Genomic DNA, 12,270 nt, shown 5'->3' on the forward strand with positions numbered 1-12,270 from the left:
CGGAAGGCCCGCAGGCCCTCGCGTTAGCGACGGATTTTCGAACCCACTCTTAAAAGTCGAAGCGGAGCGATCCCGAGATGGTGCGACCATTGGCGGTCCGGGCGAAGCCGATGCCGTTGGCCGGCACGCTGGCCTGGTTCACCTCAAAGATTCCAAGCTGATCGAACGCATTGTTGACGTTCAGAGCCACGCTCCCGCCCTTGAACAGCTTCACCTGCGCGAACAGGTCGACCGTGGTGAAACCGGGCATGACCAACAGGTTCGAATCCTGCGCAAAGCTCTTGGTAATGGTCACGACACTGGCACCCACGGTTGCTCGCCCCAGATCGACATAGGACGTGGCGGTCAGCGTCCAGTCGGGCTGGTGGCGCGGTACCTTGCCGGTCAGGGTCGGCTCGAGCAGATCCTGCGTGATCTTGGCCTTGGTATAGGTTGCGCCGGCCGTCAGGTTGAACGGACCGCGATGAATCCCGGCTTCCAGCTCGACGCCGCTGGCGCGATAGGTGCGGTCGGTGCGGTTGGCGGCGCCGTTGAGGACATTGTGGTCCGCCGCGGTGACGCGGAACGCCGTCCCGTTGAGCGTGAAGCCATCCTTGCGGAACTTGAAGCCACCCTCCAGCTGCTTGACGTCATCCTGCTTATCGCGCTCGCTGCGGATGTCGCCGGTGGCATTGTTAATCAGTGGGGTGAACAGCACCTTGTCGGCGTTGGCACGCGCGCCCTTGCTGTAGCGGGCAAAGACCGAGAAGGGCTCGGCGACGCGATAGTTCACACCCGCCGAATAGCTGACATAGCCGTAATCATAGTTGACCACCCCGGGCTGGGTGAACGGCAGGAAGGCCACGCGATTTTCGGCCGGGTTGATCAGGCCGTCACGGTTGATGTCCTGGGTGATCAGGCCGACGCTGCCGTTGTTGAGGTCCGCACCGACCAGCGTGCCGCGCACCTTGCCCCTGTCATAGCGCAGGCTGCCGCCGATCGCGAGTTTGCCGACATGGAAGTTGACCGAGCCATAGGGCGCGAACACCTTGTAGTTCACGTCGAACGCGCGGCGGAACAGGCTGCTGGCGCGGGCGAAAGCATAATAGCCGTTCAACGTCTGCGGAGCACCGCCCGCATTGAAAATGTCGACCATCGCGGTGCCGTTGTCGCCGTTGACGTCAACGTTCATCGCAGTGTGCAGCCAGGTGGTGTTGAGATCCTGCGACGCGAAATAGGCGCCAAGGGTCGTGGTCAGCTTGCCGCCGGACAGGTCCCACACCTTCGACCCGCGAATGTCGTTGGTGAAGTTGTCGAGCGAGCGTGCGCGGACGAACGAGACGAAGTAGAGCGAGAGCAGGCCGTTGCCGTTGATATTGGCCGTCGGGCTGATCGGCTGTCCGGCGAGCGGACCGCTTGCATACCGCGCGGTTGCGCCGACGCCGCCTTGCCCTGCGGCAAAGGCCGATACGGTATTGGCGACGTTGGGGAAGGCGCGGCTGAAATCACCGCGATTGACCGAGTAGCGCATGCGCTCGGTGATCGTCCAACCGGCAATCTCGAACTGACCTTCAAAGCCGATCGAGCGCGACTCCGCGCTCTGCCCGGTGGCGATGGGCAGGGCTGCCGCCTGGTTGTTCTCATCCAGCGTCACGACCGGCCCGAGGTACGAGGAGAGCACTGAATCCCGCCGCAGGTCAAAGCCCGGAAAGCTGCGGATGTTAGGATTATCGTTGGTGCCGGTGATGTTGGCGAAGTACGGCGCGAAGGTCGGCGAGCGATCGTCGAGGACCTTCAGGTACATCCGCACATAGCCGCCAGTGAACTGGTGGGTAATATTGGCCTTGATCTGGCCACCCTTCCACCCGTCAAAGCCGATGTTGCGCGGGCCTTCGCCGGAACGATAAAAGCCGCCGATGTGGAACCGGGTGTTCTCGCCGAGCTTGGCCCCATAGCTGAAATCGACACGCTTTTCGCCGTAATCGAGGCCAGTCGAGAGCTGAATCGCGCCGCCTTCGACATCGCCGGTGCGCGACAGGATGTTGATCAGGCCACCGGGCGAGTTGGACGCGAAGGTAGAGGCTGAGCCGCCGCGGATCGATTCAATCGCTGCTACGCTCAGATCGTTGCGCAAGTAAACATCGGCGCCGACGTTGAACAGATCGGCAAACTCCAGCACCGGCAGGCCGTCTTCCTGGATCTGCATGTATTTCGACCCACCGGCAGCGAGCGGAAGGCCGCGCACGGTGTAGTTGTTGTTGCCCTCACCAATGCCGGTGGCAACGCGCAGGCCCGCCATGGTGCGCAGGACTTCGCCGAGCGGACGCGGCCCGAGTTTCTGGACGTCGTTGCCGCGCAACGCGCTGGTCGAGGTGGCGCTGTCGAGGCGATCACGCCCCTTGGCGACGCCGGTGGAGAAGACTTCCTGCGCTTGCGGCGCAGGCTTGTCCTTGGCCTGATCTTCCGTCTCGATAGAACTGTCATCCGCCACAGGCGCATCCGTCGCGGCTAGGGCCGGGCTGGACAGTGCCAGATACGAAGCGAACAAGAGGAATGCCGTCTTAGCCATGGTCGATTGTCCTCACCCTACCCAGTTTGCAAGTTTGGGATTACCGTGAGCGATGTTCTCACGGCCTCCCGTCAATGCACTTCTATAGGAAGGGCGTGGCATAGCCGGTTGCCACACGCATTTATGTGCAGCGGCCGGATTTCTCGGCGACGAATAGGCCGCGACTTCTTTATAGTGGAAGTCGCGGATTATACTGTTTTACTGTGGAAATACGGTGCCACCCCGTTCGCGTTGGACCCGGGACGATCACTTCACGTCTTTCGGCTCAACTCGCGCATCGCATCGTCCAGCCCTGCGAGTGTTAGCGGGTACATGCGGTCGTTCATCAGTTCGCGCATGATCCGCACCGACTGCGAATAGCCCCATTGTTCTTCGGGGATCGGGTTGAGCCAGATGGTCGCGGGGTAGGTGTTGGTCACCCGCTGCATCCACGCTGCGCCTGACTCCTCATTGAAATGCTCGACCGATCCGCCGGGGTGGCTGATTTCATAGGGCGACATTGAGGCGTCGCCGACGAAGATCACCTTATAGTCGTGCCCGAACTTGTGGAGCACGTCCCAGGTCGGAGTGCGTTCCTGAAAGCGCCGGCGATTGTCCTTCCACACGCCCTCGTAGAGGCAATTGTGGAAGTAGAAGAATTCGAGATTCTTGAACTCGGCGGTCGCGGCGCTGAACAATTCCTCGCACAGCTTGACCCACGGGTCCATCGATCCGCCGACATCGAGGAACAGGAGCAGTTTGACCGCATTGTGCCGCTCGGGGCGCATGCGGATATCGAGCCAGCCTTGGCGCGCGGTTCCGTCGATTGTGGCATCGATGTCCAGCTCGTCCGCAGCGCCTTCGCGGGCAAAGCGGCGCAGGCGGCGCATCGCGACCTTGATGTTGCGCGTGCCAAGTTCGCGGGTCGAATCGAGATTCTTGAACTCGCGGCCTTCCCAGACTTTCAGCGCGCGCTTGTGGACGCTCTCGCCGCCGATGCGCACGCCCTCCGGGTTGTAACCCGAATTGCCGTAAGGGGAGGTGCCGCCGGTCCCGACCCATTTGTTGCCGCCCTGATGGCGCTCATGCTGTTCCTCGAGCCGCTTCTTGAGCGTCTCCATGATTTCTTCCCACGAGCCGAGCGACTTGATCGCCTCCATCTCTTCGGGCGTCAGATATTTCTCGGCGATCGCCTTGAGCCATTCCTCCGGAATCTCAGCGGTCTGGACGCCATAGGTCGAGGCGATGCCCTTGAAGACTTTCGCGAACACCTGATCGAACCGGTCGAGCAGCCCCTCGTCCTTCACGAACGTCGCGCGGGCGAGATAGTAGAATGCCTCCGGCGTGCGATCGATCACGTCGCGGTCGAGCGCTTCGAGGAGCACGAGATGCTCCTTCATGCTGGCGGGGATGCCTGCGGCGCGAAGCTCATCGACGAAGGAGAAGAACATGGGGCGAGTGTGGCGCGGGGAAACGCGCGCGTCCAGCCTCAGCGCGCGTAGGCGTCGATCAGCGATCCGACATAGTCCGGGCGTTCGCCGGTCAGCTCGGGGGCAGGGCGGGCCTTTGCCACTTTGGCCCCGCTGGTCGGGCGGCCATAGATGAAGCCGTGGACGGGGTAGGTGGTCGAACCGAGACCGCGATTGTCGCGGTACCAGACCTTGACCTGCGTCCAGTCGCCTTCCGGCGACACGTCGAATAACGTCACGTCCTGCTCGACCTGTCCGCGCTTGCCGTCGAAGCGCGACCAGTTGGCGTGGGTGACCATCACGACGCGCGGCTCGATCACGCGGCTGACCACCGAGACATGGCCGAGGGGGAGGGCGCCCGACTTGGCGAAGGCGACGACTGCGCCGACCTCCGGCGCCTGCCCCCGCTGATATTTGGTCGCGGCCTGGCTCCACCAGGTCCAGGCATCGCCCCAGATCTGGATGCCCGACGCGGCGCGCGCGAACGGCACGCATTCGCCGACATAGTTGAGGATCGATGCCGAAGCGGGCGCCGCGACCAGTGCCGCGGCGCCAAGGATCGACAGCATGATCCGGCGGGGGGTCCGGTTCGACTGCATATGGGCAGGATAGAAGGGGTGCGCTTCAGAATGGTGTGCGGGTGGGGTTAAGGGCGCGGTGACCAAGATTGCAGGGCCAAAAGCGGGCTGCTTCGCCTTTACACCCGCGCCGCAGCTTCCTATCGGCTCGCCATGACACAGCCCGGCGAATCCATCCTCATCGTTGATTTCGGCAGCCAGGTGACCCAGCTGATCGCACGCCGCGTGCGCGAAGCGGGCGTCTACAGCGAAATCGCCCCCTTCAATGCCGCCGCAGAGGCGTTCGAACGGATGAAGCCGGGTGGCGTCATCCTCTCGGGTTCGCCCGCCTCGGTGCTGGAAGAAGGCTCGCCGCGCGTTCCCGACGCAATCTTCGAAAGCGGCGTGCCGGTGCTGGGCATCTGCTACGGGCAGCAGGTGATGATGCACCAGCTGGGCGGGCGGGTGCAGCTGGGCGACAGCGGCGAATTCGGCCGCGCGTTCATCGACATCGCCGATGGCTGCGCACTGTTCAACGGGCTGTGGAGCGAGGGCGAAACGCATCAGGTGTGGATGAGCCATGGCGACAAGGTCACCGACCTTGCCCCCGGCTTCCGCCCGGTCGCGGCCAGCCCCGGCGCACCGTTCGCGGTGATCGCGGACGATACGCGCCGCTATTATGCGATGCAGTTCCACCCTGAGGTGGTTCACACCCCCGATGGCGGCAAGCTGCTCGCCAATTTCGTGCGGCATGTCTGCGGGCTCAAGGGCGACTGGACGATGGCGGAATTCCGCCAGACGAAGATCGCGGAGATCCGCAAGCAGGTCGGCAGCGGCAAGGTCATTTGCGGCCTGTCGGGCGGCGTCGACAGCGCGGTCGCGGCGGTACTGATCCACGAGGCGATCGGCGAGCAGCTGACCTGCGTGTTCGTCGACCACGGCCTGATGCGCAGCGGCGAGGCCGATCAGGTCGTGTCGCTGTTCCGCGGCCACTACAACATCCCGCTGGTCCATGTGAACGCCGAGACGCTGTTCATGAATGGCCTCGCTGGTGTCACCGACCCGGAGGCGAAGCGGAAGTTTATCGGTAAGACCTTCATCGATGTCTTTGAAGACGAAGCGAAAAAGATCGGTGGCGCAGAGTTCCTGGCTCAGGGCACGCTCTATCCTGACGTGATCGAGAGCGTCAGCTTCACCGGCGGTCCGTCGGTCACGATCAAGAGCCACCACAATGTCGGCGGCCTGCCCGAGCGCATGAACATGCAACTGGTCGAGCCGCTGCGCGAGCTGTTCAAGGACGAGGTGCGCGCGCTCGGCCGCGAGTTGGGGCTGCCCGACGTGTTCGTCGGCCGCCACCCGTTCCCCGGCCCCGGCCTTGCGATCCGCATCCCGGGCGAAGTGACCAAGGAACGCTGTGACATCCTGCGCAAGGCGGACGCGGTGTATCTGGAGGAAATCCGCAACGCCGGCCTGTACGACGCGATCTGGCAGGCGTTTGCGGTGCTGCTGCCGGTCAAGACCGTCGGCGTGATGGGCGACGGACGCACCTATGACAGCGTGTGCGGCCTGCGCGCGGTGACCAGCACCGATGGCATGACCGCCGATGTCTATCCGTTCGATGCGAGCTTTCTGACCCGCGTCGCCACCCGGATCGTCAACGAGGTGAAGGGCGTCAACCGCGTTGTGTACGACTATACCTCGAAGCCGCCGGGCACGATCGAGTGGGAATAAGTGGACGGTTTCGGAGACAGATGATGCAGCTTCCTTCCGCCAGCAAATATGCCTGGCCGACCACCCTGTTCCTGTTCGTGCTGGCCGCGACTCCGATCTTCGGCTGCGTGACGCCGTTCGTCGCGGCTTCGGCAGCGGCGGCGGGGACGATGGAGCGGCGCGCGGGCGCGCTGACCGTGCTGGCATGCTGGTCGGCGAACCAGGCGTTGGGCTTTGGCTTCATGGGCTATCCGGTCGATGGCTATGCAATCGGCTGGGGCGCCGCGATTGCGGGTGGCGCGATGCTCGCCTGGGTCGCCGCGCGGATGGTCGCGCGCAGGGGTGCGACGTTGGTGCAGATCGCCGGCGGCGCGGCGCTCGGCTTCATCGCCTATGAAGGCTCGCTGTACATGGTGGCGCTCGCCTTTGGTGGCCTTGGCACCTTCACGCCAAAGATCGTGCTGACCATCCTCGCCAACGACGCACTGTGGCTGGCGGTGCTGATGGCCGCCTATGCCGTGTTGAGCAGCAGCGCGCCGCAGCTGTTCGGACGCCGGCTGCGCCTCGCCTGATGTCGGACCTGCGGATCGTTTCGCTACTGCCCAGCGCCACCGAGATCGCGGTCGCGCTGGGGCTGGGCGATGCGCTGGTCGGGCGCAGCCATGAGTGCGACTGGCCGCCGCGCGTGGAGGGGCTGCCGGTGCTCACGCGCAGCAAGCTCGCCAAAGGGCTGAACTCGGGTGAGATCGAAGATCGCGTGCGCGATATCGTCGGCGCCGGGCTGTCGGTCTATGAAGTCGATGCCGATGGGTTACGCGCGCTAAACCCCGATGTGGTGCTGACCCAGACGCAATGCGCGGTGTGCGCGGTGACGCCGGACGATTTGAGCGCGGCTCTGAATGACTGGACCGGAACCGCGCCGGTGCTGATCAGCACCGCGCCAGATACGCTCGGCGATGTGTGGTGCGATTTCGCGGCGGTGGCGGCGGCGACTGGCACTGATGCCGGGCCGGTCGTGGCGCAGCTCAAGGCGCGGATGGATGCCGTGCGCGCTGCGGTTGCCGATCGGCCTCGGCCGCGCGTCGCCGCGATCGAATGGCTCGATCCTTTGATGATGGCGGGCAACTGGGTGCCGGAACTGATCGAGATTGCCGGCGGCGAGAGCCTGCTCGCAGCGCATGGCCAGCATTCGCCCTATGTCGGGATCGAGGCGCTGGCTGAGGCAGACCCCGACGCGATCGTGTTGATGCCGTGCGGGTTCCGTATCCCGCAGACGCTGGACGAACTGCCCGCGCTCGCCGCGCATCCGCTGTGGCAGTCGCTGCGCGCCGTCCGCGCTGGGCGGGTGGCGGCGACCGATGGCCAGTATTTCTTCAACCGCCCCGGCCCGCGTCTGGTCGAATCGGCGGAGATCCTGGCGGAAATCCTGCATCCGGGAGTCGATTTTGGGCATCGCGGGACCAATTGGGTCGCGGTCGGTGCGGAGGTGATGGCATGAACGTCGAAGTCTACGGCATCCCAAATTGCGACACGGTCAAGAAGGCGCGGACCTGGCTCGACGCCAATGGCATCGCCTACGCCTTCCACGACTATAAGAAGGAAGGCGCAGACCCTGCGCGCCTCGCGAAATGGGCCGAGTCGGTGGGGTGGGAGCCGTTGCTCAACCGCGCTGGCACGACCTTTCGCAAGCTCGATGAAGCCGACAGGGCCGACATCGATGCGGCCAAGGCACTGGCGCGGATGGCGGCGCAGCCTTCGCTGATCAAGCGCCCGGTGGTCGAACATCGCGGCGGGCTGCTGGTCGGGTTCAAACCCGAGATATGGGCCGCAGCGCTGCTGTGACGGGCAGGGGGATCACTCCCCCGCCCATTGGAACACCTCCTCAAGCGGCTTTTCGAACGCGCGGGCGATGCGGAACGCGGTTTCGAGCGTCGGGGAATACTTCCCCTGTTCGATCGCCGCGATCGTCTGGCGGGTGACGCCGACCCGGTCGCCGAGATCGGCCTGGGTCATCTCACCCGCCATGAAGCGCAAAGTGCGGATCTGATTGCTGATCGGGGGATTAGCCATGCCAGCCCCGCCGATAGCTGATCACCACCATGATATCGCGCACGATTTCGGCGATGATAATCGCGGCGAGCGCGGCGTTGGCAACCGCCCAGCCGCTGTCGGTCAGCGGCAGCACGACGCCGACCCACAGCATCAGGCCCATCAGGACATAATAGCCGGTGCTGGCCCCGCGCCGCGCGATCGAACGGTCGCGCTCATCGGGCTTTGCACGCGCGTCGCTCCCCATCTGTGCGCGGAGGAACAGCCAGCCGGAGCCGAGGATCAGCAGCCGGATCACGCTCGCCGCCCCGAACAGCGCGACATAGGTCAGCGTCTCCAGTCGGCCGGGCGCAGGGTCGACGATGCCGACCGCTATGAAATAGCCGCCATAAGCGATCACCATGCCGATCAGTTCGAGCCAGGCGAGCTTTTCACGATAGGCCATGATCAGACTCCCTTGCGATAGCCGAGCGCGGTGGCGCCGAACCGCACCGCTTCAGCGAGGATGAAGGCACCTGCGAGCGCGAAGATCGTGTCGGGGCCGTGCAGGCCGAAATGCAGCCAGACGATCACCGCGACCACGCCAAGGATCAGGGTGAGATAGGCAAATCCCGTCGCGCGTCGCCCGACCGCGCGGTCGCGCTCATCGGCGGGGGCGTTGGCCTCCTTGGGGGCACCGATCGCCCAGATCGACGCCGCAGCGATCATCACGGCCGCCTGTGCCACCGTCGCGACGATGAACGGGCCGAGCATCGCCAGCCCGCGTACGCCGTGCGGCGTCAGGGCCAGGATGATAAAGAACGCACCCCAGATCAGTACGGTGCTCAGAAACGACACCCACGCAATCTTCTCTCGAAACGCCATGCGCTTCCTCCCATGTAAGCTCTATGCGACTCAATGTTATATATATTGAACATTGAGTCAAGTTCAGCTGACATGACGAACGAGGTCGCTGGCGTGCTCGCGCTGGTCCCGCTAGAGCGCCACCCATGTCCACGACCTTCACCATCGACACCTCCACCAGCCGCGCGACGCCGACTCCGGCGCCGATGAAGCGCCTGACCGTCCCGGCGATTCAGGGGCGCAAGGGCAAGGAGCCGGTGGTAATGCTGACGGCCTACACCGCGCGCATGGCGCAGCTGCTCGACCCGCATTGCGACATGCTGCTGGTCGGCGACAGCCTGGGGCAGGTGATCTACGGCCTGCCCTCGACGCTGGCGGTGACGCTCGACATGATGTGCGCGCATGGCGCGGCGGTAGTGCGGGGCAGCTATCATTCGGTCGTCATCATCGACATGCCGTTCGGCAGCTACGAAGCGAGCCCGCAACAGGCGTTCGAATCGGCTGCGCGGATCATGGCGGAGACCGGCGCCGCCGGCGTGAAGCTGGAGGGCGGTGAGGCGATGGCGGAGACGGTCGCGTTCCTCACCAGCCGTGGCATCCCGGTGATGGGCCATATCGGCCTGACGCCGCAGGCGGTGAACGCACTGGGCGGCTATGGCGCGCGCGGGCGCGGCAATGCCGAGTTCGCCAAAATCATCGGCGACGCGCGGGCCGTGGCGGAGGCCGGTGCCTTTGCCATCGTTGCCGAGGGGGTGGTCGAGACGCTGGCGAACGAGATCGTCGCCGCGGTGTCGTGTCCGGTGATCGGCATTGGTGCGTCGGCGCAGTGCGACGGCCAGGTTCTGGTGACCGAGGACATGCTGGGCATGTTCGAACGCACCCCGCGCTTCGTGAAGAAGTTCGACGACATGGCTGGCCGCATTTCCGCCGCGGTCGAGAGCTATGCAGGGGCCGTGCGCGATCGGAGTTTTCCGGGCGACGAACAAGTCTATAAGCCCAAGGACTGACGCTTTCGTTTCCCGTTCGGCGCGGCTAAGGTCCGCGCCCGCACCCCCCTAGTTTTCCCGATGGAGTTTCCCCTTGGCGCTGAGCCCGCAAAGCAACGATGCCTTTCTGCGTGAGGTCGACGAAGAGCTCCGCAAGGATCAGGCGTTGCACATCTGGCAGAATTACGGACGCTGGATCATCGTCGCGGTGATCGCCGCGCTCGTCGCGTTCGGCGGCTTCCTCTACTGGCAGAGCCACAATGAGGGGCAGCGGGCGGCCGAGGGCGACAAATATGCCGCGGTGTTCAAGGCGCTGGGTGAGAACAAGCCGCAGCTGGCCGAAACGTCGCTGAAGGAGCTCGCTGGCTCCGGCACCGCCGGCTTCAGCGCGAGCGCGCGCTTCACGCAGGCGACGCTGCTGCTGCAGAAGAACGATCTCAAGGGCGCGGCCGCGCTGATGGGTGCGATCGCTGCGGACACGAATGTCCCGCAGGAATTTCGCGACCTCGCGCTGATTCGTCAGACCATGATCGAATATGACACGATGAAGTCCGATGCAGTCGTCGCTCGCCTGCGTCCGCTCGCGGTCAAGGACAGCCCCTGGTATGGCAGCGCGGGCGAAATGCTCGCCGGCGCCTATCTGCGCCAGGGCAAGCGCGCCGATGCCGGCAAGCTTTACGGCGAAATCGCCAAGGACGAGGGCGTTCCGCGCTCGATCCGTCAACGCGCGGTTCAGATGGCCGGCGTACTGGGTGTCGACGCGATCGTCGACGAGGGTGAGGACAAGAAAGCACAATGATGAAGTCGGTTCGTATCCCCGTCGCGCTCGCGGCGCTGGTCGCGTTGAGCGCTTGCGGCATCTTCAAGGGCGGCGGCAGCAAGACCCCGGTGCTCGGGCAGCGCGTGCCGATTCTCGCGGGCGAGTCCGGCATCACCGCCGACAAGGCAATCGCCGAAGTTCAGGTCGTTTTGCCGGTGGCGGCAGTCAACCCGGGCTGGACTCAGCCGGGCGGCAACGCGTCCAAGGCAATGGGCCATCTCGCGCTCGGCCAGACGCCTGCGCGCGTGTGGTCGGCGAAGATCGCCGGTACCACGGGTCGGGTGCGGCTGGCCGCGACCCCGGTCGTGTCGGACGGCAAGCTGTTCGTCGTCGATACCGACGCGGTGGTTCATGCGTTTGATGCCAACACGGGTGGCAAGCTGTGGTCGCTCGCGACCTCGGCCGACAAGGAAAACCGCAACGCGGCGTTCGGCGGCGGCGTGAGCGTCGAGGGCGGGCGCGTGTTCGCGACCAACGGGATCGGCGATGTCGTCGCGATCGACGCAGCGGCGGGCACGGAAGTATGGCGCAAGAAGCCGGGCGGCCCGCTGCGCGGCGCACCGACGCTGTTCCTCGGCAACGCCTATGTCGTGTCGCAGGACAATCAGCTGTTCGCACTGGCACAGGCCGATGGCGCGGTGGTGTGGACCCAGTCGGGCACCCCGGAAACCCAGGGCGTGTTCGGCGTGGCGGCTCCCGCCGCGGCGCAGGGCACGATCGTCGCCGGTTTCTCGTCGGGTGAGCTGAACGCCTATCGCTACGAAAACGGCCGCTCGCTTTGGACCGACACGCTGTCGCGTTCGACCATTTCGACCTCGGTCTCCAGCTTGGTCGATATCGATGCCGAGCCGGTGATCGATCAGGGCCGCGTCTATGCGGTCGGGCAGGGCGAGCGCATGGCTGCGGTCGAGCTCAATTCGGGCACGCGGCTGTGGGAACAGAATTTCGCTGGCATCTCGACCCCGTGGGTCGCGGGCGAGTGGATCTTCGTTATGACCGACGATGCGCGCCTCGTCTGCATCGCACGCGGCAGCGGCAAAGTGCGCTGGATCAGCCAGATGCGCGCGTGGCGCGATGAGAAGGACAAGAAGGGCCCGATCAACTGGGTCGGCCCGGTTCTGGCTGGTGATCGCCTGTGGCTCGCCAATTCGCGCGGCGAGCTTGTCTCGGCATCGCCCGCAGACGGCAGCATGGGTTCGACCATCGAGGTTGGTGGCAATTTGAGCCTTGCCCCGATCGTTGCCAACAACATGCTGTACGTCCTGACCGACAAGGGTGAGATCACCGCCTATCGCTGAGGCAGGAGTTG

13 protein-coding genes are annotated in these 12,270 nt (G+C 64.8%); 7 read left to right on the forward strand and 6 right to left on the reverse strand.

All coding sequences use genetic code 11. The annotated features are described in order from the left end of the window. Positions 1–49: 49 nt before the first annotated feature. From K9B35_RS01195 to K9B35_RS01205, 3 genes are all read right to left on the reverse strand, one after another. The gene (locus tag K9B35_RS01195) at positions 50–2,548 is read right to left on the reverse strand and encodes a TonB-dependent receptor domain-containing protein (RefSeq protein ID WP_224919982.1); all 2,499 of its coding nucleotides are present in this window, start codon (positions 2,546–2,548) and stop codon (positions 50–52) included. 251 nt (positions 2,549–2,799) lie between these two features. Further along, positions 2,800–3,978, reverse strand: coding sequence for a vWA domain-containing protein (locus K9B35_RS01200; RefSeq protein WP_224919983.1), 1,179 nt, complete (start codon positions 3,976–3,978; stop codon positions 2,800–2,802). Between the two features lie 38 nt (positions 3,979–4,016). Further along, positions 4,017–4,565, reverse strand: coding sequence for a CHAP domain-containing protein (locus tag K9B35_RS01205; RefSeq protein ID WP_224919984.1), 549 nt, complete (start codon positions 4,563–4,565; stop codon positions 4,017–4,019). A 162-nt stretch (positions 4,566–4,727) separates the two neighbouring features. Between K9B35_RS01205 and guaA the strand changes: the two genes are divergently transcribed. From guaA to K9B35_RS01225, 4 genes are read left to right on the forward strand one after another with little or no spacing between them, the layout of a single operon-like run. Then, complete coding sequence (gene guaA / locus K9B35_RS01210) at positions 4,728–6,284, forward strand: glutamine-hydrolyzing GMP synthase (protein WP_224919985.1); 1,557 nt, start codon at positions 4,728–4,730, stop codon at positions 6,282–6,284. 23 nt (positions 6,285–6,307) lie between these two features. Next, entirely contained in the window at positions 6,308–6,835 is a 528-nt protein-coding gene (locus K9B35_RS01215) for a hypothetical protein (RefSeq protein ID WP_224919986.1), read from the forward strand. After that, positions 6,835–7,761 carry a cobalamin-binding protein gene (locus K9B35_RS01220; RefSeq protein ID WP_224919987.1) on the forward strand — a complete coding sequence of 309 codons (927 nt, stop codon included), beginning with the start codon at positions 6,835–6,837 and terminating at the stop codon, positions 7,759–7,761. Before K9B35_RS01215 ends, K9B35_RS01220 begins: the two co-directional genes overlap by 1 nt. After that, complete coding sequence (locus K9B35_RS01225; protein WP_224919988.1) at positions 7,758–8,105, forward strand: ArsC family reductase; 348 nt, start codon at positions 7,758–7,760, stop codon at positions 8,103–8,105. Before K9B35_RS01220 ends, K9B35_RS01225 begins: the two co-directional genes overlap by 4 nt. Positions 8,106–8,117: 12 nt before the next feature. Here K9B35_RS01225 and K9B35_RS01230 read toward each other — a convergent pair whose 3' ends face one another. From K9B35_RS01230 to K9B35_RS01240, 3 genes are read right to left on the reverse strand one after another with little or no spacing between them, the layout of a single operon-like run. Continuing rightward, positions 8,118–8,333, reverse strand: a complete 216-nt coding sequence (locus K9B35_RS01230; RefSeq protein ID WP_224919989.1) for a helix-turn-helix transcriptional regulator — start codon at positions 8,331–8,333, stop codon at positions 8,118–8,120. Next, the gene (locus K9B35_RS01235) at positions 8,326–8,757 is read right to left on the reverse strand and encodes a hypothetical protein (RefSeq protein WP_224919990.1); all 432 of its coding nucleotides are present in this window, start codon (positions 8,755–8,757) and stop codon (positions 8,326–8,328) included. The genes K9B35_RS01230 and K9B35_RS01235 overlap by 8 nt, the downstream gene beginning before the upstream one ends. A gap of 2 nt (positions 8,758–8,759) precedes the next feature. Next, complete coding sequence (locus K9B35_RS01240) at positions 8,760–9,176, reverse strand: hypothetical protein (RefSeq protein ID WP_224919991.1); 417 nt, start codon at positions 9,174–9,176, stop codon at positions 8,760–8,762. 125 nt (positions 9,177–9,301) lie between these two features. On the opposite strand from K9B35_RS01240, the gene panB reads away from it, so the two are divergent. The 3 genes from panB (at position 9,302) to K9B35_RS01255 (ending at position 12,259) form a co-directional block, all read left to right on the forward strand. Then, the gene (panB, locus tag K9B35_RS01245; protein ID WP_224919992.1) at positions 9,302–10,162 is read left to right on the forward strand and encodes a 3-methyl-2-oxobutanoate hydroxymethyltransferase; all 861 of its coding nucleotides are present in this window, start codon (positions 9,302–9,304) and stop codon (positions 10,160–10,162) included. Positions 10,163–10,235: 73 nt separating this feature from the next. Then, positions 10,236–10,940 (forward strand): tetratricopeptide repeat protein, encoded by a 705-nt coding sequence (locus K9B35_RS01250; RefSeq protein WP_224919993.1) that lies wholly within the window; start codon positions 10,236–10,238, stop codon positions 10,938–10,940. Further along, positions 10,937–12,259 (forward strand): PQQ-like beta-propeller repeat protein, encoded by a 1,323-nt coding sequence (locus K9B35_RS01255; protein ID WP_224919994.1) that lies wholly within the window; start codon positions 10,937–10,939, stop codon positions 12,257–12,259. The genes K9B35_RS01250 and K9B35_RS01255 overlap by 4 nt, the downstream gene beginning before the upstream one ends. Positions 12,260–12,270 lie beyond the last annotated feature (11 nt).

This window comes from Sphingomonas sp. R647 (assembly GCF_020177055.1).
GTDB lineage: Bacteria > Pseudomonadota > Alphaproteobacteria > Sphingomonadales > Sphingomonadaceae > Sphingomonas.